The sequence below is a fragment of the Parapusillimonas sp. JC17 genome, from assembly GCF_052180245.1.
Taxonomy (GTDB): Bacteria; Pseudomonadota; Gammaproteobacteria; order Burkholderiales; family Burkholderiaceae_B; genus Parapusillimonas.
In genome coordinates this window covers 2,584,645-2,608,204 of record NZ_CP197474.1, presented here as the reverse complement: position 1 = coordinate 2,608,204, position 23,560 = coordinate 2,584,645, and the positions used below count along the sequence as shown (strand labels likewise).

At 61.4% G+C, this 23,560-nt stretch carries 19 protein-coding genes; 14 read left to right on the top strand and 5 right to left on the bottom strand.

What is annotated here, in order from left to right:
- Positions 1-12 precede the first annotated feature (12 nt).
- Both pgsA and ACSBPU_RS12465 read left to right on the top strand, forming a co-directional pair.
- Complete coding sequence (pgsA, locus tag ACSBPU_RS12470) at positions 13-594, top strand: CDP-diacylglycerol--glycerol-3-phosphate 3-phosphatidyltransferase (protein ID WP_442592421.1); 582 nt, start codon at positions 13-15, stop codon at positions 592-594.
- Between the two features lie 17 nt (positions 595-611).
- Positions 612-1,913 (top strand): MFS transporter, encoded by a 1,302-nt coding sequence (locus ACSBPU_RS12465; protein WP_442592420.1) that lies wholly within the window; start codon positions 612-614, stop codon positions 1,911-1,913.
- A gap of 122 nt (positions 1,914-2,035) precedes the next feature.
- Here ACSBPU_RS12465 and queF read toward each other — a convergent pair whose 3' ends face one another.
- Positions 2,036-2,860, bottom strand: a complete 825-nt coding sequence (queF, locus tag ACSBPU_RS12460) for an NADPH-dependent 7-cyano-7-deazaguanine reductase QueF (RefSeq protein WP_442598339.1) — start codon at positions 2,858-2,860, stop codon at positions 2,036-2,038.
- A gap of 317 nt (positions 2,861-3,177) precedes the next feature.
- Between queF and aceA the strand changes: the two genes are divergently transcribed.
- The 10 genes from aceA (at position 3,178) to ACSBPU_RS12410 (ending at position 11,405) form a co-directional block, all read left to right on the top strand.
- Positions 3,178-4,506: an isocitrate lyase gene (gene aceA, locus ACSBPU_RS12455; RefSeq protein ID WP_442592419.1), complete on the top strand. Its 1,329-nt coding sequence runs from the start codon at positions 3,178-3,180 to the stop codon at positions 4,504-4,506.
- Between the two features lie 150 nt (positions 4,507-4,656).
- Positions 4,657-5,625, top strand: coding sequence for a P-type ATPase (locus ACSBPU_RS12450; protein ID WP_442592418.1), 969 nt, complete (start codon positions 4,657-4,659; stop codon positions 5,623-5,625).
- Between the two features lie 51 nt (positions 5,626-5,676).
- Entirely contained in the window at positions 5,677-5,874 is a 198-nt protein-coding gene (gene ccoS / locus ACSBPU_RS12445) for a cbb3-type cytochrome oxidase assembly protein CcoS (RefSeq protein WP_180068027.1), read from the top strand.
- 194 nt (positions 5,875-6,068) lie between these two features.
- Positions 6,069-7,553, top strand: a complete 1,485-nt coding sequence (ccoN, locus tag ACSBPU_RS12440) for a cytochrome-c oxidase, cbb3-type subunit I (protein ID WP_442592417.1) — start codon at positions 6,069-6,071, stop codon at positions 7,551-7,553.
- A gap of 11 nt (positions 7,554-7,564) precedes the next feature.
- Positions 7,565-8,221 carry a cytochrome-c oxidase, cbb3-type subunit II gene (ccoO, locus tag ACSBPU_RS12435; RefSeq protein ID WP_442592416.1) on the top strand — a complete coding sequence of 219 codons (657 nt, stop codon included), beginning with the start codon at positions 7,565-7,567 and terminating at the stop codon, positions 8,219-8,221.
- Entirely contained in the window at positions 8,221-8,394 is a 174-nt protein-coding gene (locus ACSBPU_RS12430; RefSeq protein WP_180068030.1) for a CcoQ/FixQ family Cbb3-type cytochrome c oxidase assembly chaperone, read from the top strand. Before ccoO ends, ACSBPU_RS12430 begins: the two co-directional genes overlap by 1 nt.
- Entirely contained in the window at positions 8,387-9,313 is a 927-nt protein-coding gene (gene ccoP / locus ACSBPU_RS12425; protein ID WP_442592415.1) for a cytochrome-c oxidase, cbb3-type subunit III, read from the top strand. Before ACSBPU_RS12430 ends, ccoP begins: the two co-directional genes overlap by 8 nt.
- 28 nt (positions 9,314-9,341) lie before the next feature.
- Positions 9,342-10,847, top strand: coding sequence for a cytochrome c oxidase accessory protein CcoG (gene ccoG, locus ACSBPU_RS12420; protein ID WP_442592414.1), 1,506 nt, complete (start codon positions 9,342-9,344; stop codon positions 10,845-10,847).
- Between the two features lie 21 nt (positions 10,848-10,868).
- Entirely contained in the window at positions 10,869-11,117 is a 249-nt protein-coding gene (locus ACSBPU_RS12415; RefSeq protein WP_442592413.1) for a FixH family protein, read from the top strand.
- Positions 11,118-11,150: 33 nt separating this feature from the next.
- Positions 11,151-11,405: a hypothetical protein gene (locus ACSBPU_RS12410; protein ID WP_442592412.1), complete on the top strand. Its 255-nt coding sequence runs from the start codon at positions 11,151-11,153 to the stop codon at positions 11,403-11,405.
- 31 nt (positions 11,406-11,436) lie between these two features.
- Here the strand turns inward: ACSBPU_RS12410 and fnr are convergent, their stop codons facing one another.
- Together fnr and ACSBPU_RS12400 are read right to left on the bottom strand one after the other, a co-directional pair.
- A complete protein-coding gene (gene fnr, locus ACSBPU_RS12405) occupies positions 11,437-12,165 on the bottom strand; it encodes a fumarate/nitrate reduction transcriptional regulator Fnr (protein WP_442592411.1) in 729 nt (242 codons plus the stop codon).
- A gap of 133 nt (positions 12,166-12,298) precedes the next feature.
- A complete protein-coding gene (locus ACSBPU_RS12400) occupies positions 12,299-13,207 on the bottom strand; it encodes a LysR family transcriptional regulator (RefSeq protein WP_442592410.1) in 909 nt (302 codons plus the stop codon).
- Positions 13,208-13,523: 316 nt separating this feature from the next.
- On the opposite strand from ACSBPU_RS12400, the gene clpB reads away from it, so the two are divergent.
- Complete coding sequence (gene clpB, locus ACSBPU_RS12395; protein ID WP_180068037.1) at positions 13,524-16,118, top strand: ATP-dependent chaperone ClpB; 2,595 nt, start codon at positions 13,524-13,526, stop codon at positions 16,116-16,118.
- 146 nt (positions 16,119-16,264) lie between these two features.
- Here clpB and ACSBPU_RS12390 read toward each other — a convergent pair whose 3' ends face one another.
- Together ACSBPU_RS12390 and glnE are read right to left on the bottom strand one after the other, a co-directional pair.
- Positions 16,265-16,921: an epoxyqueuosine reductase QueH gene (locus ACSBPU_RS12390; RefSeq protein WP_442592409.1), complete on the bottom strand. Its 657-nt coding sequence runs from the start codon at positions 16,919-16,921 to the stop codon at positions 16,265-16,267.
- 59 nt (positions 16,922-16,980) lie between these two features.
- Positions 16,981-19,752 (bottom strand): bifunctional [glutamate--ammonia ligase]-adenylyl-L-tyrosine phosphorylase/[glutamate--ammonia-ligase] adenylyltransferase, encoded by a 2,772-nt coding sequence (gene glnE / locus ACSBPU_RS12385; protein WP_442592408.1) that lies wholly within the window; start codon positions 19,750-19,752, stop codon positions 16,981-16,983.
- A gap of 108 nt (positions 19,753-19,860) precedes the next feature.
- Between glnE and ACSBPU_RS12380 the strand changes: the two genes are divergently transcribed.
- Positions 19,861-23,544, top strand: coding sequence for a YhdP family protein (locus tag ACSBPU_RS12380; protein ID WP_442592407.1), 3,684 nt, complete (start codon positions 19,861-19,863; stop codon positions 23,542-23,544).
- The last annotated feature ends 16 nt before the right edge of the window (positions 23,545-23,560 follow it).

Here is a 23,560-nt window from a genome sequence, read left to right as displayed (position 1 = left end):
AGTATTCACATTATGCCTATGAATCTTCCCATTGCGCTGACGTGGCTGCGCATCGCCATGATTCCGCTGATCGTCGGCCTGTTCTACCTGCCGGCCGACTGGATCTCCGTGCCCGTGCGCGACACGGTCGCGGCCTTGGCATTCATCGTCGCGGCATTGACCGACTGGTTCGATGGCTGGCTGGCAAGGCGCTGGAACCAGACCTCCTCCTTCGGCGCCTTCCTGGACCCGGTGGCGGACAAGCTCATGGTGTGCGCGGCGCTGCTCATCCTGCTCGATCTGGGACGCGTCGATTCCTTCATCGCGCTTATCATCATAGGGCGTGAAATCACGATTTCGGCCCTGCGCGAATGGATGGCCAAGATCGGCGCCAGCGGCAGCGTCGCCGTGCACTGGCTGGGCAAGTTCAAGACGGCGGCCCAAATGATCGCCATTCCCTGCCTGCTGTACTGGCGTCCCTTGTCCGGGGTGCCGCTGGACGTGGTCGGCGGGGTGTTGATCGTCATCGCCGCCATTCTTACGGTGTGGTCCATGTGCTATTACCTGCGCCGCGCGTGGCCCGAAATCCGCGACCGGTCCGACCGCCGCGGCTGATATTGCGAGAAGCACAAATGGCGACTGCCAACCCCGATTTCACCGACACCCCCGAACTCAAACGGCGAGACTGGTCCATTATCGGGCTGATCGGCCTAGTGCACGGAACCTCGCACTTCTTCCAGTTGGTCCTTCCCACGCTATACCTGTCGCTCGCCCACGAGTACGGCTACGACTTCGTCAAACTCGGTTTCCTGGCGTCGGTCTTTTTCCTGGTGTCCTGCCTGGGGCAGGCCTCTTCCGGCTTCGTGGTGGATCGCATCGGCCCGGCGCCCGTCCTTCGTTTCGGGCTGTCCTGCTTCGTTGCCTCCGCCGTCCTCATCGGCATCTCGAATGGCTATTTCATGCTGGTGGCCGCCGCCGCGATCGGCGGCATCGGCAACTCGGTGTTCCATCCGGTCGATTATTCCATCATCAATCACCGGGTCAGCCAGAAGCGGCTCGGGCACGCCTTCAGCACGCACGGCCTGACGGGCAACCTGGGGTGGGCGCTGACACCTGTCTTCATGGCGGCCATCATCTACGTTGCGGACTGGCGCACGGCGGCGTTTGGCGCCGCGGCCCTGGTCGCCGTGGTGTTGCTGATGAGCTGGCTGGGACGCGACCTGCTGGCCGGCAAGAATCAGGCAGTCGCCGCGGCCGACGACCCGGCGCCCAGCGCCTCAGTGCAAACCGACCTGGCACGAAAGTCCGTCGGCGAGACCTTGGCTGCGCTGCTGGTGCAGCCTGCGCTCTGGGGCGCGTTCCTGTTTTTCCTATTCACGTCCGTTTCTTTGTCGGCCGTCCAGAACTACACCATACCGATGCTGGGCGAAGTCTACGGCATCGACAAGATCATGGCGGGTTCGGCGCTGTCCGCCTATATGGTGGCGGCCGCCGTCGGCATGATCGCCGGCGGCTTCCTGGTCGGCGCGACGCCCAATACCGAGCGTACGGTGGCGGTTTCGCTGTTCTTGGCGGGCGGCCTGCTGGTGGTGCTCGCCGCGGGCGCCGTGCCGCCTCCGCTGGCCATGGCGCTGGTGGCCCTGGCCGGATTCTGCTCGGGCGTATCTGCGCCTTCGCGCGACATGCTCATTCGCCGCGTGACGCCGAAGGGGGCGACAGGCACGGTGTATGGGCTGGTGTATTCCGGCATGGACGTGGGCTCTTCGCTTGGCCCGGTAAGTTTCGGCCTTCTGATGGACGCCGGCTTCCGCCAAGGGCCCTGGGTGGGTGCCGCCGCGGCATTCTCCATCGCGGCCCTGCTGGCGCTTTGGGTGGCCAGATCCGCATCCCGCCAAGCCGCGCGGGTGGGGGGTCAGACCCCGTACGGGGTCTGACCCCAGCTTATCGCATGAAGGACCGCCCGAGGGGTCAGACCCCGCATGGGGTCTGACCCCAGACTATTGCATGAAGAATCGCGCAAGGGGTCAGACCCCGCATGGGGTCTGACCCCCAGTCATTATTGCCTGACGGTGCGCAGTTGCGCCGCTTTCCAGGGGTGCGTGCTGCGCCACGGATTGATGTCCAGGCCGCCGCGGCGCGTATAGCGCGCATAGACGGAAAGCGATTCAGGCTTGCAAGCCTGCCGGATGTCGCAGAACATGGTCTCGACGCAGTGCTCATGAAACTCCGTATGCCGCCGCAAGGAAACGATGTATTTCAGCAGGGCGGCGCGATCAATGCGCGGGCCGGTATAACGGATCTGGACGCTGCCCCAGTCGGGCTGCCCAGTGACGGGGCAGTTGGACTTGAGCAAATCGGAAACCAGTATTTCACTGACGATATCTGCATTGCCGCTGCAGCGCAGAAGGTCCGGCGCCGGTTCATAGCGGTCTATTTCGATGTCGAGCCCGTCGATATTGTGGCCGTCCAGGGCATCCAAGGGCCGGCCCTGCTGGCTTGAAAGGCTCATCAGTTCGACCTCTACTTGCTGTCCGGCGGCATTGGAAAGATCACGGGCCATCGCCTGCCTGACGGCGTCCGCATCCGCGAAACGCTCTTCATTGAAGGAGTTCAGGTAAAGCTTGAACGACTTGGATTCGATCAGCCGAGGGCTGGAATGGGGAACCGTGAATCGCGCAAGCGCGGCGATCGGCTTGCCTTTGGGATTGAGCCAGGAAACTTCGTATGCGTTCCAGATATCGGCGCCATGCCATTGCGCCGGGACGGCGAGCGACCGGCGATTGATTGCACGCTCGATGGAGAACAATAGTGAAGGATCGTAAGCGTCGGGATAAACGACTTCTTGCCCCAGAGGGGCATGGGCGAGGGGAGTATCGGTCATGGTGGCGCTGACAGCGGCAATGGCCGCAATGTCGTGGGTAGTCAACCCGTATTGTACCTTGGAAGAGGCGTTTTCCGTATTGTGAAACAGGGCTTTTGCTGGATGAAATGCGGGTGCTGCGCTGCATGATTCCGTATTCCATACCGAAAAATTTCATTTCACATTACAAAATAAAAAATATAATTTGATGATTTTAAAAAGAAAAATAATTTGTCTTATATAAGACATAAGTGTTATTTGCGATGCAGCAAAGGCGTAGACTTTTCTTCAACAAAGTTTTCTTTCACGCCTATGTTTTTACTTCAAGGAGCTGCATCATGAATTCACGAGAAAACCAGATACGCGATCTGCAACGGACGTGGGCCGAAGACGCCCGCTGGCAGGGCATCAAGCGCGGGTATACCGCGGACGAGGTCATCCGCCTGCGCGGATCGGTCGTGGTAGAGCATACGCTGGCGCGAAGAGGCGCTGAGAAACTATGGAATCTTTTGCACACCGAGCCTTTCGTCAACAGCCTGGGCGCGCTGACCGGCAACCAGGCCATGCAGCAAGTGAAAGCCGGCTTGAAAGCCATTTATCTGTCGGGCTGGCAGGTGGCGGGCGATGCGAACGGAGCGGGCGAAATGTACCCTGATCAATCGCTCTATCCGGCCAACTCGGTGCCGCAGGTAGTCCGTCGCATCAACAATGCACTGACACGCTGCGACCAGATCCAATGGATGGAAGGCAGGAATCCGCAAGACGAGGGGTATATCGACTACTTTGCCCCCATCGTCGCCGACGCCGAGGCGGGCTTCGGCGGAGTGCTGAATGCCTTCGAACTCATGAAGGCCATGATCGAAGCGGGCGCGGCCGGAGTCCATTTCGAGGATCAACTGGCCTCGGTCAAGAAGTGCGGCCACATGGGAGGCAAGGTTCTGGTGCCCACCCGCGAAGCCGTGGCGAAACTGGTTTCGGCGCGTCTGGCTGCCGACGTTCTCGGCGTGCCTACCTTGTTGCTGGCCCGCACAGACGCCGATGCCGCCGATCTGGTCACCAGCGACGTCGATGAGAACGACCGCTCATTCATTACCGGGGAACGTACCGTCGAAGGATTCTTCCGCACACGCGCCGGGATGGATCAAGCCATTTCCCGCGGGCTGGCCTATGCGCCGTATGCCGATCTGCTCTGGTGCGAGACGTCCACGCCGAATCTCGAGTACGCACGCCAGTTCGCCGAAGCGATCCATCGGCAGTTTCCCGGTAAAATGCTGGCCTATAATTGTTCGCCTTCCTTCAACTGGAAAAAGAACCTGGACGACGCCACCGTCGCCAAATTCCAGAAGGAGCTGGGCGCCATGGGCTACAAGTTCCAGTTCATCACGCTGGCCGGCTTCCATGCGCTCAATTATGGCATGTTCGAGCTCGCGCACGGTTACGCGCGTCGCCAGATGAGCGCCTTCGTCGAGCTGCAGCAAAAGGAATTTGCTGCCGCCGATCTGGGCTTTACCGCCGTGAAGCATCAGCGCGAGGTGGGCACGGGTTACTTCGATGCGGTCACCCAAGCCATCGAAGGAGGGCGTTCGTCCACGACCGCCCTGACTGGGTCGACCGAAGAAGCGCAATTCGAAGCGGAGCCCGGCAAGGCAGGCCTCAAGGTGGCCTGAGCCCGGTTTCAACTAGCGGCGGGAAGGGCTGCCCGGCACGCCGCGGCAGCCTTTTCCCTGCGGGAAGGCGCGTTTCTTCGGGTTTATAAATACGGGTCTTGATCTATATCAAGTAGTGTTTACGCTAATTTGTTATAGTTGCTAACCATTATGCGCGCGTTCTCTATTTTTTCCACCCCTTCAGGCCTGTCCGGCGACGATCGTCAGAAGCGACGGCATATGCTTGCACGCATGGGCCTGGGTTGGCTCGCCATGATGCAAGTCATGATGTTCGCCTTCCCGGGGTATCTGCGTTCGGAGTCCATGGCTCCGGACAACCTCGCAACACTCGACCAGGCGATCTACCTGATGAACTGGGTGAGCCTGGTGATCACCGTACCGGCGATGCTGTATTGCGCCTGGCCGATATGGGGCGGCGCCTTGCGCAGCTTGGCGAGGGGCCGCATCAACATGGACGTTCCCGTTGCGCTGGGCATCGTTGCTGCCTTCATTCCCAGCGTCTATACCACCTGGACGGGCCGCGGCGAAGTCTATTTCGACTCCGTCACCATGTTCCTGGCATTTCTTCTCACTGCCCGCTACCTCGAGCTCTGCGCACGCCAGTCGATAGGCGGCGGGGGCGCCCACCATATCATCGAGCAATTCCGCCTTGCCTTTTCGGGGCGCGCTGATCGGGTGGCGTTCTGGTTCGTTGTAGTTCAACTCGTCCTGGCGTTCGTGGTGGGTGGCGTGTGGGCCTTTTATGCACCGCAGCATGCGCTCGGGGTCATGGTGGCATTGCTGGTCATGAGCTGTCCCTGTGCCATGGCAATGGCTGTTCCCACGGCCGTCGCGGCCGCGCACTGTACTGTTTCGGCATCTCCCGCCATGAGCGAGCAAGATGTCGGTCTGCTGACCAAGGCCACCGAACGGGTGGCGCGCCAGAATCTTTATGGGTCCGTCGCCTGGCATTTGCTCATGACGCCGCTTGCGGCGGCAGGGCTTGTCGCCCCGTGGGTTGCCGCGTTGACCATGCTGATTTCCTCGCTCGCCGTCGCCGGCAACTCATGGCGCCTGTTTCGGCGGAATGCCCGACAAGCGCCACAGACCGCATGGCGGGGCGCGGTGGCGCAAGGCTAGGGCTGTCAGCAGTCCTGGGCAAATTTAGTTAGTGTGAACAGGCCATAGGCCATGCCATCTTTATTCCTGTTGCTTCCTATTTCCCTTGCGGCGGTCGTCGCCATCGGGGCTTTCTTCTGGTGGGCGATATTCGCCGGTCAGTTCGACGACACCAACGAGGCCGCAAATTCCATCCTGCTGGATGACGACGGTCCGGAGGCCGACCAGGAAGCCGGCTCGAAGAGCGGGAAGACGACGGGTAAGGATTAGCGGAACGATCCGGTTTTTTATTTTTGAAGTGTGGTGCGAACACGTCAGCATTTCATACGCGTAGTGCGGGTCGGGGTCAGACCTATATAGGTCTGACCCCTTTAAATGCCGCTTGATATGGATCAAGGAGGCAATGTCCGGCATGGCGGATGATGCTCGCGTCTCGTATTGTTTATTTGTTTGAGGGGAAGCTCATGGGCACTTCCGATACTGTCGGAAAACAGGCCGAAGTCTTCAATTACGGTGTCGTTCGGCAGTTCGCGATCGCCACCGTGATCTGGGGCGTCGTCGGCATGGCGGTCGGCGTACTGATCGCTGCGCAACTTATTTGGCCGGAATTGAATATGGACACGCCTTGGCTGTCGTATGGACGCCTGCGTCCATTGCACACCAACGGTGTTATTTTTGCGTTTGGCGGAAGCGCGCTGTTCGCGACCTCTTACTATGTCGTGCAGCGCACCTGTCAGGTTCGCCTCTTCAGCGACAAGCTGGCCGCCTTCACGTTCTGGGGCTGGCAGGCGGTCCTGGTGGCTGCGGTCATTACCCTGCCCCTGGGCTATACGTCGACCAAGGAGTATGCGGAGCTCGAGTGGCCGATAGACATCCTGATCACTCTGGTCTGGGTGGCCTATGCCGTCGTGTTCTTCGGCACCATCGCCAAGCGCCGCGTGAAGCACATCTATGTGGCGAACTGGTTCTTCGGTTCCTACATCCTGACCATCGCCGTGCTGCACATCTTCAACAACATGGAACTGCCGGTGTCCCTGTGGAAGTCCTATTCCGCCTATGCGGGCGTGCAGGACGCCATGGTGCAGTGGTGGTACGGTCATAATGCCGTGGGCTTCTTCCTGACCACCAGCTTCCTGGGCATGATGTATTACTTCGTGCCCAAGCAAGCCGAGCGCCCGGTGTATTCCTACCGGCTGTCCATCGTCCACTTCTGGGCGCTGGCCTTCACCTACATGTGGGCGGGTCCTCACCATCTGCTGTATACCTCGCTTCCGGACTGGACGCAGTCGCTGGGCATGGCGCTGTCGCTGATCTTGCTGGCGCCTTCCTGGGGCGGCATGATCAACGGGATCATGACCATGTCGGGCGCATGGCACAAGCTGCGCACCGACCCCATCCTGAAGTTCATGGTGGTGGCGCTTTCGTTCTACGGCATGTCCACCTTCGAAGGTTCGATGATGTCGATCCGCACCGTCAATGCGCTGTCGCATTACACGGACTGGACTGTCGGCCACGTACACTCGGGCGCTCTGGGCTGGGTGGCGATGATCACTTTCGGCTCTCTGTATTACATGATCCCGCGCCTGTATGGCCGCAAGCAGATGGCCAGCATGAAGCTGGTGGAGCTGCATTTCTGGATGTCCACCCTGGGTGTCGTGCTCTATATCAGCGCCATGTGGATTGCCGGCGTGATGCAGGGCCTGATGTGGCGCGCCACGGGCATCGACGGCACGCTGACCTACAGCTTCGTCGAGGGCGTCAAGGCGACCTATCCCTTCTACGTCATCCGTCTGCTTGGCGGCGTGTGCTTCCTGGGCGGCGTCTGCGTCATGCTCTGGAACACCCTCATGACCATCAAGGGACAGGTAAGAGTCAACCCGGTTGTGCCTCTGTATAGCCCGGACGCCATCGACCCGGCGCTGGTAGGCCCCGCATCGGCCACGGCTTAAGGAGAGCATACATGGCAAGCAAAAATTCCCGCTTTTCGCACAAGCTGATCGAGACGAACGTCGGTCTGCTCATCGTGCTGAGCATCCTGGTGATTTCTTTCGCCGGCCTCGTGCAGATCGTTCCGCTGTTTTTCCAGCACTCGACCACGACGCCGACACCCGGCGTCAAGCCCTACGAGGCCCTGAATCTCATCGGGCGCGACATCTATATCCGCGAAGGCTGCGTGGGCTGCCATTCGCAGCAGATCCGCATGCTGAGCTCCGAAGTCCAGCGCTACGGCCCGTATTCGCTGGCCGGGGAATCGGCCTATGACCACCCGTTCCTGTGGGGATCCAAGCGCACCGGCCCCGACCTGGCGCGCGTGGGCCAGCGCTATTCCGACGACTGGCACCGCGTCCACCTGCGCAATCCGCGCGACGTGGTGAAGGAATCCAACATGCCCGCCTATCCGTGGCTGCAGCACAACAGCGTGGCGAACGCCGATGTGCAGGCGCGCATGCGCGTGCTGCGCAAGCTCGGCGTTCCTTATACCGATGAGCAGATCGAAAAGGCGCCCGAACAATTGAAGGGCAAGACGGAAGAGGACGCACTGGTCGCCTACCTGCAAGGTCTGGGCGTAGCAGGGCGTGAAGCTGCGGCCAAGGCCGTTGCCGAGGGAGCGCTGTAATGGCAATTATCAATGCAATCGCAACCATACTCGCGATGCTGACGTTTCTCGGCATTGTCTGGTGGGCATTTTCGCGCGTGCGCGCGCAGGCAAATCACGAGGCTTCCATGCTGCCTTTCGCTTTGCCGGATGAGTTCGTGACGGAGAAGAAGGAAGGGGGCTCTCATGAGTGATTTTATAAATGGCTTCTGGGGCTACTTCATTTCCGTCATCACCCTGGGCGGGATAGCCTTCTGTCTGTGGCTGCTGTTCACCCAGCGCGCATGGCTGGGCAAGAGCGTTCCCGAAGTGGACGACAATGCCGTCCACGTATGGGATGGCGACATCACGGAATTGAATACGGCCGTACCGCGCTGGTGGACCGTTTTCTACATCGGCCTGTGCGTCGTGGCGCTGGGCATACTCTTCCTGTACCCGGGCCTGGGCACCTACCAGGGCACGATCGGTTATACCGCCGCCAGGGAAGTCAAGGCCGACCAGGAAGCGCTCAAGGCCCAGATCGCGCCGGTGTATGCGCGCTATCAGGAAATGGCCATCGAGGACATAGCGCGTGACGCCAGCGCGCGGGAGATCGGCCAACGGCTGTTCCTGAATAATTGCGCCCAGTGCCACGGCTCCGATGCCCGCGGCAGCGGCAGCTTCCCGAACCTGACGGACGGGGACTGGCTGTACGGCGGGAATCCCGAGCAGATCATGCAGACGATCACCAAGGGCCGCCACGGCATGATGCCGCCCTGGAGCTCTCAGATCTCGCCCGCGCAAGCATCCGACATCGCCCAGTACGTACGGTCGCTGTCCGGGCTTGCCGCCGATTCGCTGCGTGTCGTTCCAGGCAAGCGGGGCTTCGACACCTTTTGCGTGGCTTGCCACGGGGCGGAAGGCAAGGGCAACACCGCGTTGGGCGCGCCCAACCTGACCGACAACGTCTGGCTTTTCGGTAGCTCCGAGGCGTCCATCGTGGAAACCATCTTGAACGGCCGCCAGAACCATATGCCGGCCCAGGAGGGCATCCTGACTCCGGAACAGATCCGCATGTTGACCGCCTGGGTCTGGGGGCTGGGCAATCAGGGGCAGAAGGTGGCAACCAAATAGGTGCCGCGAACATTAGCTGAGGTATGAAATGAGTAACGAACCCGTCGCCCAACCCGTTTCCGGACAACCCGTGGAAGCCGTGCCAGCCTGGCAGCCGCCGCGTGTGTCCAAGGGGCGGGGAGGCGGTTCGTCTCCTCAGGTCGAAAAGGCGCTCAAAGACGTACGGAGCAAGATCTATCCCCGCTCCGTATCGGGCATATTCGCCCGTTGGCGCATCATCATGGTGTTCGTCACCCAGCTGATCTTCTACGGCCTGCCATGGCTGCAATGGAACGGTCGCCAGGCGGTGCTGTTCGATCTGGGCGCCCGGAAATTCTATCTTTTCGGCATGGTCCTGTGGCCGCAGGACGTCATCTATCTGTCCGTCCTGCTCGTCATTTCGGCCTTCGGCCTGTTCTTGTTCACGGCCATGGCGGGGCGGCTCTTCTGCGGATATGCCTGTCCCCAGACGGTCTATACCGAAATTTTCATGTGGGTCGAGCGCCGCATCGAAGGCGACCGGATGGCTCGCATCCGCCTGGACGAGCAGCCCTGGAGCCTGCGCAAGTTCCGCCTGAAGGCGAGCAAGCACATCGTCTGGATACTGATCGCCTGGTGGACGGGATCCACCTTCATCGGCTATTTTGCGCCCATCCGCGAACTCGGCATGGGCCTGCTGACCCTGTCGCTGGGGCCATGGCAGTGGTTCTGGATGGTTTTTTACGCCGTCGCCACCTGGGGCAATGCCGGCTTTCTTCGCGAGTCGGTCTGTAAGTACATGTGTCCCTATGCGCGTTTCCAGAGCGTCATGGTGGACGATGACACATTTGTGGTCACCTATGACCATGTGCGGGGCGAGCCGCGCGGCGGCCGGTCGCGCAAGATCGACCACAAAGAGGCGGGCATGGGCGACTGTGTCGACTGCAGCCTTTGCGTGCAGGTCTGTCCCACCGGCATCGATATTCGCGAGGGCCTGCAATACATGTGCATAGGCTGCGGCGCATGCGTCGATGCCTGTGATCAGGTCATGGACAAGATGGGCTACGAACCGGGCCTTATCCGCTACACTTCCGGACGCGCCATCACCGACCGCATGACACAGAGCCAGGTGCGCAAGCGCATGTTGCGGCCCAGGGTGCTGGCGTATTCCATCATTTTGGGCGCGATCGTCATCGCCTTCATCGTTTCGCTGGCAACCCGCACGACGCTGCGTGTGGACGTTATCCGGGACCGTGGCTCGCTGGGCCGGGAAGTTGCCGGCGGCATGATAGAGAACGTATACAGGCTGCAACTGATCAACACATCCGAGTCGCCCGTTACGCTCACTTTCAGTGCCACCGGGTTGCCGGAGCTGTCCGTGATGGCGGGCGACGAGGGCGGCACGACGGTGAAGGTCGATGGCGCATCGAACAGGCTGGTTCCATTCGTGGTCCGCGCTCCGGCCGGCCAGGTTTCTTCGGGCCTGCACGAAATCGAGCTCCATGCGGTGGGCCACTACGACGAAGGCGATGAAACGACGGTGGTGGAACGTTCCAGCTTCTTCGTGCCCAAATGATTGACTGACGGGGATACAAAAATGTCACAAGCAGAAGCCGACGCGGCCAGGGCGGTAGGACCCAGCAAGCCCTGGTGGCGCGAACCTTGGCCATGGATCATCATGGCAGGTCCGGCCGCCGCCATCGTGGGCTGCATCATCACCATCGTGCTGGCCGTGCAGAATTTCAGCGACCAGGCAATAGAAGACGGCGGGGTAAAGCGCGGCCTCGTCGTGACCAAGCAGGCGCCCGTCGAAGCGCCCACCGCGCCGCCAAATCCGGAACCCTGATAAGATAATAAAAAAATCAGACCGGAGACTTTTATGAGGCATGTGACGGCAATGTTGATTCTGTGGCCATCCTTCCTGCTTGCAGCAGCAACCAGCGCGACCGTTTTCGCGCTGATAGACCCGCTGGACATCACCTTTCTTGGGCATATACACGCCAGCCGTCAGCAGGTCTACGCGGGCGGCTTTTTTCTTTTCTGGCTGATGGCGGCGGTTTCCAGCGCGCTGACCCTGCATTTGGCGCCGCGCGGCCGCGTCCTGGACGAGTTTGGCGACCCCATCAATGAATGACGGTGTCGGCTCGAACCTGTCTCGGCTTGACCTAGCCGCAGTCGGTTCCGGATAGCTGCCGCAGGCCTTGCATGTCCAGGATATGGACTTCGCGCTGCTGTACCCGTATGAAGCCTTCGCGGGCAAACCGCGAAAACAGCCGGCTGACGGTTTCCAGGGTCAGCCCCAGATAGTTGCCGATTTCTTCCCGGCTCATTCGCAGAATGAATTCGGTGGACGAATACCCCAAGGCCGCCAGCCGCTGCGACAGGTTGATCAGAAAAGCCGCCAGGCGCTGTTCGGAGCGCAAGGCGCCCAAGGTCATGACGAGCTGGTGCGCCCGGTTGATTTCCTTGCTCATCAGCCTGCGGAACTGCCACTGTAAAGAGGGCACCTTCAGGGCCAATTGGTCCATTTCGTCGAGCCTGATCACGCACACTTCGCTGTCTTCGAGGGCGATTGCATGCGATACGTGGCGATCGTCCACCAGGCCATCCATGCCGATGATTTCGCCGGGCAGCAGGAAGCCGGTGATCTGCACTTGCCCGGATGCATCTTCAAGCTGGGTTTTCAGCGAGCCCGATCGTATGCCGTAGATGGCTTCCGTTTTTTCGCCGAGGTGAAAGAGCGCTTTACCCTTGGGGATGCGAATACGTTCTTTGACTAGTTCGTCGAGCTTCGAGACATCGCTTCGCGGCATTCCAACGGGCAGGCAGATTTCGTTGAGCATGCATGTGGAACAGTGCGTGGACTCTGGCGTAACGGCGATCTTTTTTTGCATACGATCGTCCTGAGGACGAATGAAAAAACCTATTGTAGGCGGAATTCAAGGGAATTTTCGTGCCTTTTGACCTGAGTCAAAAGGCACGATGGCGTATGGGTGATTAAATGACACACTGGCTGTGTGTCTTCCGCTAATTGACGTCCCAGTAAGAGGACTCCGAATAGGTGGACTTTAGCATATCGACGAAAGCCCGTACCCGCAAGGGCAGGTGGCGTCGTTCGGGCAGCATGGCGAAGATTCCATTGGCGGGCGCTGCATATTCATCCAGTACGCTGATCAGCCGGCCGGCCGCCAGGTCCTCGCGGACTTCCCACAACGAGCGCCAGGCCAGGCCGACGGCGTCGAGCGTCCATTGATGCAACACGGAACCGTCGCTGCAGGCCATATTGCCTTTGACCCGTATTGCACGCAGCTCGCCATCCTGGCGCAGCAGCCATCCGCGCGCCTGGTTCCCCTGGTTGCCGAAAGACAGGCAGTTGTGCAGCGTGAGATCGCTGGGCTGCTGCGGCTTGCCGTGTTTCGCCAGGTATTCCGGAGCGGCCACGATGACGCGTTTATTGTCGGCCAGGCGCAGGCCCACGATCTGCGAGTCGTCCAGTTCGCCGATGCGGATGGCGCAATCGTAACGTTCTTCGATCAGGTCGACCAGGCGGTCGCTCAAGTCGAGCGAGATCGTCATGTTGGGATGGTTCTTGATGAAATCAGGCAGCAGGGGAGCCACATGCCGGCGCCCGAAGCCGGCCGGGGCGGTTACCCGCAGGTGGCCGCTGGGATCAAGGCTGCCCTGGCTGACCCGTGCTTCGGTCTCGTTCAAGTCGCGCAGTATGCGCTGCGCTTCTTCGAGAAAGGCTTCGCCTTCCGAGGTCAGGGACAGGCGGCGGGTGGAGCGCAGCAGCAGCTTTATGCCCAGGCGCTCTTCAAGCGCGTTGATGCGTCGGCCGATCATGGCCGGCGCAACGCCTTCGGCGCGCGCCGCAGCCGACAGGCTACCCAGCGTGGCGACGGCCACGAAGCTTTCAAGTTGTTTGAACTTACCCATGCTGAACGGTAATGACGAAGACGGCGCAAGGTTTCGGCCGCCACCGGACTATAGTAGCAGAGGGATGCAAGGGGTCAGACCCCATGCCGGGTCTGACCCCGCCGCCGTAACTTGTCCGGGGTCAGCCCCCCATGGGTCTGACCCCAATACGGAAGCCGCACGGGGTCGGACCCCGAATGGGGTCCGACCCCTCTAACACAGACGGGGTCCGACCCCTCACGACCCCTCGAAAAGGCCGGCCAGCCCTTGAAATCAAGGCTTTTGGCCCTACATAGTCTTCATTCGAGCTCATGCTCTCCCAATAAAAGACACGACTATGCGATTCGACAAACTCACCACGAAGTTTCAGCAGGCCATTGCGGATGCGCAAAGCCTGGCTGTCAAGAACGACAATCCTTACATAGAACCGGCCCATGTGCTGTCGGCATTGCTTGCCGATGCCGACAGCGGCGCGGCCAGCCTGCTGGCGCGCGCCGGGACGGCGGTCAACCGGGTCGGCCCTGCCCTGAACAGGCATATCGAAAGCCTGCCGCAAGTGCAGGGGGCGGAAGGCAATATCCAGGTCAGCCGCGAGCTGCAGGCCGCGCTGGCGCGTACCGATAAGGAAGCCACCACGCGCGGCGATTCCTATATCGCCAGCGAATTGTTCCTGCTCGCCCTGTGCGATGACAAGGGTGAGGTCGGACGCATCCTGCGCGACGCCGGGCTGCAGCGCAAAGCGCTTGAAACCGCTATCGAGGCGGTGCGGGGCGGCGCCGCCGTATCGGACTCCGAGGGCGAGTCGAATCGCGAAGCGCTGGCGAAGTACACCACCGACCTGACCGAACGGGCCCGCCAGGGCAAGCTGGATCCGGTCATCGGCCGCGACGACGAGATTCGCCGCTCCATACAGATCCTGCAGCGCAGGACCAAGAACAATCCCGTCCTGATCGGCGAGCCCGGCGTGGGCAAGACCGCGATCGTCGAGGGCCTGGCGCAGCGCATCGTCAACAACGAAGTGCCCGAGACGCTGAAGGGCAAGCGCGTGCTGACGCTCGACCTGGCCGCCCTGCTGGCTGGCGCCAAGTACCGGGGCGAATTCGAGGAGCGTTTGAAGGCGGTGCTGAAGGAGCTCTCGCAGGACGCCGGCCAGACCATCGTCTTCATCGACGAGCTGCACACCATGGTGGGCGCCGGCAAGGCCGAAGGCGCCATGGACGCGGGCAATATGCTCAAGCCCGCGCTGTCGCGCGGCGAACTGCATTGCATCGGCGCGACCACGCTGGACGAATACCGCAAATACATCGAGAAAGACGCCGCGCTGGAACGGCGTTTCCAGAAGGTGCAGGTCAACGAGCCCGATGTGGAGTCCACCATCGCCATTCTGCGTGGGTTGCAGGAAAGATACGAATTGCACCATGGCGTGGCCATCACCGATCCGGCCATCGTCGCCGCCGCAGAACTCTCCCATCGCTACATCACGGACCGCTTCCTGCCCGACAAGGCGATCGACCTGATCGACGAGGCCGCTGCTCGCATCCGCATGGAAATCGACTCCAAGCCCGAAGTCATGGACCGGCTGGACCGCCGCATCATCCAGCTGAAGATCGAGCGCGAGGCCGTCAACAAGGATACGGACGAAGCCTCGCAGCGCCGCCTGAAGGCGATCGAGGACGAACTGCTGAAACTGCAGCGCGAATACAACGACTACGAGGAAATTTGGAAAGCCGAGAAAGCGGCTGTGCAAGGCTCGCAGGCGATCAAGGAAGAGATCGAACGCACGCGCGCCGAAATGGCGGAACTTCAGCGCAAGGGGCAATTCGACAAGCTCGCCGAACTGCAATATGGCAAGCTGCCCGAACTCGAAGGGCGGCTGCAGGCGGCCGAGTCCGGCAAGCAGGACGAAAAAGAGGCCGATCAGCCGCGTCTGCTGCGCACCCAGGTCGGCGCCGAAGAGATTGCGGAAGTCGTTTCGCGGGCCACCGGCATTCCCGTTTCCAAGATGATGCAGGGCGAGCGCGAGAAGCTGCTCAAGATGGAAGAGCATCTGCACCAGCGGGTGGTCGGCCAGGACGAAGCCGTCAAGCTCGTCGCCGATGCGATCCGCCGTTCCCGCGCGGGCTTGTCCGATCCGCAGCGTCCCTATGGTTCTTTCCTGTTCCTCGGACCGACCGGGGTGGGCAAGACCGAGCTGACCAAGGCGCTTGCCAGCTTTCTCTTCGACTCGGAAGATCACATGATCCGCATCGACATGAGCGAGTTCATGGAAAAGCATTCCGTTGCGCGGCTGATCGGCGCGCCTCCGGGCTACGTGGGATACGAAGAAGGCGGCTACCTGACGGAAGCGGTGCGTCGCAAACCCTATAGCGTGGTGCTGCTCGACGAGGTCGAGAAAGCGCACCCGGACGTGTTCAACGTGTTGCTGCAGGTGCTGGACGACGGCAGGCTGACCGACGGCCAGGGCCGCACCGTGGATTTCCGCAATACGGTGATCATCATGACCTCCAACCTGGGTTCGCAACATATCCAGAGCATGGCGGGCCAACCCTACGAGGTGATCAAGGAAGTAATCTGGGATGAACTCAAGCAGTCCTTCCGTCCGGAGTTCCTGAACCGCATCGACGAAGTGGTGGTGTTCCATGGGCTGGAAGCCAAGCACATCGAATCGATCGCCCGGATACAGCTGCAACGCCTGGGGCAGCGCCTGGCGCAGAAGGAAATGCGCCTGGAAGTGTCCGAGGCGGCGTTGGCCCAGTTGGCACGGACGGGTTTCGATCCCGTGTTCGGCGCTCGTCCGCTCAAGCGAGCCATCCAGCAGCACATCGAGAATCCGATCGCACGCTTGATCCTGGAAGGCAAGTTCGGACCCAAGGACGTCGTGCCGGTGGATTGGCAGGACGACAAGTTCGTGTTCGAGCGTACGCTGCAGTGATGGGTGGTTGAGGGGTCAGACCCCGTACGGGGTCTGACCCCAGGTCATTGACGCGGGGTCTTATTGAACTCGGGGTCAGACCCTATAGGGTCTGACCCCTTGCCATAAGGCCTGACCCCTTGCCATAAGGCCTGACCCCTGCCTCGTCAAAGCTCATCCTTCCCGTAGAACTTCACCCCGATCTCGATGCGTTCGCGGCCCTGCGCGCGTCGATGGCGGTTGGTGTCCCGCAGGGAATACACGCAGCCGCAATACTCCTGCTGGTAAAAGTTCTCGCGCTTGCTGATTTCGATCATGCGGGCGGAGCCGCCGCCTTTGCGCCAGTTATAGGTCCAGTAGATGAGTTCGGGATAGCGGGCGGCGGCCCGCTCGCCGCAGCCGTTGATCTGGTTCATGTCCTTCCAGCGCGAAATGCCCAGCGAGCTGGTGATGGTGTCGAAACCATGTTCGTGGGCATACAGCGCGGTGCGTTCGAAACGCATGTCGAAGCAGACCGTGCAGCGTTCGCCGCGCTCCGGTTCGTTTTCGAGGCCCCTGACGCGCTCGAACCAGTTGTCGCGATCGTAGTCGGCGTCGATGAATTCGATGCCGTGCTGTTCGGCGAATCGGATGTTCTCGTTCTTGCGGATCTCGTATTCCCGGTCCGGATGGATGTTCGGGTTGTAGAAATAAATCGAATAGTCGATGCCCGATGCCGTCATGGCTTCCATGACTTCGCCGGAGCAAGGGGCGCAACAGGAATGCATCAGCACCTTTTTACGGTCTTGGGGGAGCGTCAGCTTGGGGCGTTCGGTAGTTGTCATAACGATACATGCCGCCCCTTGCAGGGCGTGGCATAGGCAAAACACACAAAGATCCTATTTTAGTCCCCTATGACCATATTCCAAAGCGCCATCACGGCATCGCGTTCCTCGGTCAGGCGATCGCTGGGCAGGCGTGCTTTCTCGGCACCTTGCAAGCGCAGGGCGTGCTGCTGTCTGCGGAACTCGCGATAGGCATTGGCGGCTTTGTCGGCCAGGTCCGCGGGAATCAGCCCCGCTTCGGCCGCCAGGCGCAGCAAGGTGATATTCCCCAGGTTCCCCAGCAGGACGGGATGGCGGTTGGCATGGCACAGAACCAGGTACTGAGTAATGAACTCGACGTCGACCATGCCGCCGCGGTCATGCTTGAGGTCGAAATCGGGCGTGCGGTTGGGGTGGCCGGCACTGATCTTGTCGCGCATGTTGCGCACTTCGTTCTTGAATGCCTCGGGGTCGCGCGGCTGGAGCAGAATACGTTCGCGGATCATGTCGAACCGCTTGCCGATGGCGTTGTCGCCCACGACGAAACGCGCCCGCGTGATGGCCTGGTGTTCCCATGCCCAGGCCTGCTTGGTCTGGTACTCTTCAAAGGCATCGATGGTGATGGCGATCAGGCCGGCTTCGCCGTCCGGGCGTAGCCTGAGGTCGATGTCGTACAGCCGCCCCGAGGAGGTCATGGTCGACAGCCACGACACCATGCGGCGGCCCAGCTTCACATAGGTCTCGCCGGCTTCATCGTCCGAGTCGTCGTAAAGGAACACGAGATCCAGATCAGAGGCATAGCCCAATTCTTTTCCGCCCAGCCTGCCGTAGGCGATGATGCCGAAGCGAGGTTCGGGAAACGGGGCAGAGCGCCCGCGCGGCTGCACCAGCGGCCAGACCCGCCGGATGGTCTCGCCCAGCATCATGTCCGCAAGTGCCGACAATTGGTCCGCCAGCTGTTCGACGGTCAGCACGCCTTCGAGGTCTTGCGCCAGCAGCTGGAAAGTGACCTGATGCTGGATGTCGCGCATGAGGTTCATCTGCTGCTCGACGTCAGGGCTGCCGTCCGGCAGTGTGCAGGCATCCAGTTCGCGCTGCATCTGGGCCGCCACTTGCGCGAAATCGGTGGGTTCCAGCAATGAACGCCATTCGATCAAGCTGTCCAGCAGCAACGGGTAGCGGCGCAGATATTGCGATGCCCATGGGCTGGCGCTGACGATGCGCGTGACGCGGGCCAGGGTTTCCGGGTATTCGGCGAGCAAAGCCAGGTAAGCGCTGCGCTGCGCGATGTGTTCGATCAGTTCCAGCAGGCGGGCGGCCGTGCTGGCAGGTTGCTGCGTCTTGCCCGCCATGGAAATCAATGCCGGCAGCAGCGTTTCCACCCGCTTGCGGCTGCTCGCGGGCAGGCTGCGGATACGGTGGCTGTCCAGCAGGGCGTCCACCCGCTGGCAGACGGCCTGTGCGTCATCGCCCAGGTGGTTCTGCACGTATTCCGCAAGATCCGAACACGGCGCTTCGAGGTTTTGCTGGCCGCCGCCGTCATGTTCCGAATCGCCCATGCCGGCAATGCGAAAGGCGTCCCGGAAGGTTCTCGCGACAAAGCCGCGATGGTCCGCCAGCTGGTGTTCGAAATCCGCGCGCTTCACGCCCATGGCCTCGGCCAACGCGTCGCAGGTATGCTCGTCGCGCGGCAGCAGGTGCGTCTGTTCGTCTTCCCGATATTGCAGGAGGTGCTCGACGCGGCGCAGATAGTGGTATGCCGAGGCCAGGCCTTCGGCGACGTCGGCTGCCAGAACGCCCGCGGCGACTTGTTTCTGCATGGCAAGCAGCAAGCCGCGCTGCTGCAGGGATGGCATGCGTCCGCCGCGGATGAGCTGGTTCAACTGAACGACAAACTCGATTTCCCGGATGCCGCCATCGCCCAGCTTGATGTTGTGCACCGTGTCGACGCCCGTGCGAGCGAGCGCCCGGCGCTGCCAGTCTTGCCGTATGCGCTCCCGCAGGCCGCGCAACGCGGCCAGCGCGTCGAAGTCGAAGTACTTGCGGTAGACGAACGGCGTGCGGAGGGCCTCCAGCTGTGCGAGCTGCGCCGAAGCGTTGCTGCCGTCGAAAGCCCGGCACGGGATGACGCGGCCTTTCAGCCAGGCGTAGCGTTCCCATTCCCGTCCCTGGACGACCAGATAGTTTTCCAGCGCCTCCAGGCTCCAGGCGAGCGGGCCCGCGTCTCCGTCGGGACGCAGGCGCAGGTCTGTGCGGAATACCTGTCCGTCGGCATCGATCTCCGACAGGACGGGCATCATGCGCTGGGTCACGCGTCCATAGAATTCATGATGGCTGATCTTGCGGCGGCCGTCGGTTTCGCCTTCCTCGCCATAGAGCATGATGAGATCGATGTCCGAGGAAACGTTCAGCTCTTTGCCGCCGAGCTTGCCCATGCCGACGATGATCATTTCTTGTGGCATGCCGGTCGAAGGATCGATGGGGACGCCATGCGTTTCCGCAAGGCTTGCGGCAACGCTTTTGTAGGCCTGTGCGATGGCGAGATCCGCCAGTGCCGACATGGCGCCGACGACCTCGTGCAAATCAGCCGACAGGTTGATGTCGCGCACCATCGCGCAATAGAACACGCGCTCGCGCAGCTTGCGCAGCACCCGCTTGAGGTCCGCGACAGGCATTGCGCCGCTGGGCGGCTGGCCGCATAGTTCGTCGAACCAGTCCACGATGCGCTGCCGGCTCAGCGGCTGCATCGCCGCCGTCTCGAGCCATTCTCCGAATGCGGCATGGGCGTCGGTCTTGCGCCGCAAGGCGCCGGACCAGCGCAAAGCGGGCTCTAATATAATGGTTGAATGCATGGGCTGACCGGGGTGGAATGCGATACGCTCGAAACGGAAAAATGGCTGATCAACGGCAAGATACCGCAAATGTTATTGTCCTGGATAGTGTCCTGAACTGGAAATTCGATGGCTAAATCAACGGAACATCGGCGCCATGGACTGTTCCGAGTTTCCACTACCTTCCTGAAGCTGGCTCTGAAGCTGGTCCTGTTCGCCTATTTCGTGCTTGCCATGCTGGTGCTTGCGGGCCGCTACTGGATCCTGCCCAATATCAATGCATGGCGCGAGCCCATTTCAGCGCAATTGTCCTCGGTTCTGCAAATGCGGGTGGAACTGGGTGAAATCCGCGCCCAATGGAAAGGGTTGAACCCGAGCTTCGACATCGGAAACGTGATCATCTCGGATGAAGAGCACGGGCGTTTGCTGGCGCTTCCCGCGGTGCACGGAACGCTCAGCTGGCGCAGCCTGTTTTCCTTCGAGCCCCGGCTGCTGACATTGGCTGCTGACGGCATCGACCTGACCTTGCGGCGCGACGGCGAAAAACGCCTGCACTTGCTGGGCCGCTCTTTCGATCCCGATTCCGTGGATGAAACCGATGAAGGAGGGCGCGATGCGTTTTTCAACTGGCTGTTGGCTCAACGCAGCATTACCTTGCGCCATGCCACGATACGCTGGATCGACGAGCACAAGGCAGCCCCGCCCCTGGTGCTCGAAGATGTGACGCTGATTGTCCAGAATCAGCGGCGCAATCACCGGTTTTCCTTGACGGCGCAGCCGCCGGCCGCGCTGGGTGGTGCGCTGGATGTCCGCGGACGCTTTTCCAGCAACCCGTCGGCGCAGGGACGGCCGTTCCATCTGTCTGAAGGCGAAGGTGAACTGTATGTGAGCGTGGAGAATCTGCGTCCGGCAAGCTGGGCGCCGTGGGTCGAGATGCCGCCGCACTTCGGAACCGATCGCTTGTCCACCCGAAACTGGCTGCAGTTTGCCGACGGAAGCATCCATCGCATTGCGTCGGATACGTCGGTTGCCGACGGCCGCTGGTCTTTGCCCGACGAGGGCGATGTGCAGGCGAAAGAGCTCCAGCTTTATGTGAACGGATCCTGGGATTCCTATCAAAAGGTGTTCCATGGCCGGACCGGCATGGCTGGCACGATGCAGCCCATAGACTATCGCCTTCGGGCGCGGGGAATGGATATCCGGGCACCGCGGGCATTCGAGCATCATATCGCCATCGACCGGGTGGATGCCGAGGGCCGCGTCGAGGAGGCCGACGGTGTTCTCCAGCTGCAGGCGGAATCCTTGCGCGTGCAGAATCAAGACATCGATGCGACGCTGAGCGGAAGCTGGCGGAAGGGAGGCACCGGAGGGGCGGGCCTAGCCGACATACAAGGACGCATCAGCTGGGCCATGATCGAAGCCATCGACGAATACATGCCCAAGACGGTGAATTTCGATGCGCGGGATTGGATGGCCAAGGGACTGCTGGCGGGGAGAATCGAAGACGCCAGCCTCTTGCTCAAGGGCGATCTCGAGCACTTTCCTTTCGGCGAGCAGCCGGACAAGGGGGATTTCCACATCAAGGGCGGCTATCGTGGCGCAGTCATCGATTATCTGCCGGCGGAAGGCAAGGAGCCGGGCTGGCCGCGGCTGGCCGATATGGACGGCAATATATCGCTGCATCGCGTCGATTTACGAATTTTCGCCGACCGGGCTGCGATGTTTTCCCGTCCCGAAACGCCCATCGATCTGAAGGGTATCGAAGCGCGCATCGCCAATATCGAAGAGGGTTCCGTTCTTGAAATAAAGGGACATACCGCAGCAAAAGCGGATGCCTATCTGGCGCTGGCCAAGCATTCGCCGCTCGGACGGATGCTCGATGGCTTGCTGGACGAGGCGCGCGCAACGGGGCAATGGGAGCTTCCCCTGTCTTTGTCCATACCTCTGCTGGACAGCATGAACAGCACCGTGAAGGGAGAGCTCCGTTTTTCCGGCGGCGAGTTTCAACCCATGCCCGAGATGCCCGCCTTCAGGCGGCTCAATGGCGCGCTGTCCTTCACTGAAAGCGAAATCACGGCGTCGGGCCTGAAGGGCGAGTTTCTGGGCGGACCGGTCGCCGTCGCCGGCGGTGTCGGCGGCAACGCCACAGGCCTGGCATTCCGTGGCAAATCGACCGCCGACGCGCTTCAGAAGTATGTCGGGCTGGAGGGAATGAAGCGCCTGACCGGCGATTTTGCGTATGACGCCACGCTGCAGCGGGACAAGGCCGGTGGTTTTTCCCTGGCGGTGAATACCGACATGCAAGGCTTGGCACTGGATTTTCCACCGCCACTGGGCAAGCCCGCGGGGCGGGCCATGCCCCTGCGGGCAAGCTGGAGCCGCCTGGATGCCGAGAAAAGCATGGGCCTCAGGCTCACGCTGGGCAGCGATATCGAGGCCTTGTTCCTGCATCGCCGGCAAGGCAAGAGTCCCAGCTACTTCCATGCCGGTTTTCTCGGCCTTCAGCAGAAGGTTCAGATGCCGGCCCAGGGCCTGGCGCTGGATCTCAATTATCCCGTCGTCGATCTCGATGCCTGGCACCAGGTCGCGCAGGATTTTTCCGCTCCGCCGACCGCCACGGGGAATCAGGGCCGGGAGCGTCCTTTGTTGCCGGACCTGACTCAGTTGAGGCTGCAGTCCGCGCAGCTACGCGTGCAAGGGCTTACGCTGGATGAATTGACGTTCACCGCGCGCCAGCCCGAGCCGCAGCAGTGGCGCGTCGATGTCAGCTCCTCGCAGACCGCCGGGACGCTGTTCTGGAAGGAAGCTCAAGGACGGATCGCCGGCCGTGTGGATGCCAATTTCGACCGCTTGTCATTGGGGGCGGACGGCGAGGAGGATGAAGCCGGCAAGGATGGCGAGGACAGCCTCCAGGTTGACGAGGACTTCGACATTCCGGCCATCAATCTGCGCGTCAAGGATCTGCGCCTGTATGGCCGGCGGGTAGGCTCGCTTTCCCTGGTCGGTGTGAACCAGTCCAGGGGCAAGCTCTGGCGCCTGGATGAAATGAAGGTGTCAAGCCCGCATGCCGTGTTGGATGGCAGCGGGCTGTGGCGCCTGAGCGGGCCTCAGCGCGGATTGGAACTGGATGCGCAGGTCACCGTCAAGGACCTGGGCGGCTACCTGGAACAGCTGGGCCTGAAAGACGCGATGAAATCCGGGCAGGGCACGATCACCGGAACTCTGCAATGGCGGAACATGCCCTGGGATTTCAGCAAGGCGGACTTGAACGGCGACATCGAGTTCAAGCTCGAAAAGGGGCGGTTCGGCTCCGTCAATTCCTATTCCGCGCGCTTGCTGGAGTTGCTGTCGCTGCAGTCGCTGCGCCGGCTGGCCCGTCTGGACCTGAACCCGGGCGGCCTCACCAAAGAAGGGTTTCCCTACGACGACTTGCGAGGCACCGTCGAGATGCGCCAGGGAGTCATGAGCACGCGCGACTATCGGGTGATCGGACCGGTCGGCACCATCGTCATGGACGGCAAGGTGAATCTGATCGATGAGCAGATGAATCTGCAGGCGGTCGTGATCCCCAAGCTGGATGTAAGCGGCGCAGCCATCGCGGCGGGCATCGCGGTCAATCCGGTGGTCGGCCTGGGTGCTTTCCTGACCCAGTGGCTGCTGCAGGCGCCCTTGGCCAAGGCGATGACGGTTCAGTACGAGGTGTCCGGCTCATGGAAAGACCCCCGGATACGGGAGATCGGCGGTCCGGACGCCATACGGGGCTCGACCGCCGGCGGGTCGGGTAACGGCAACGAGGAGCACATCGCTCATTGATGAGGGGTCAGACCCC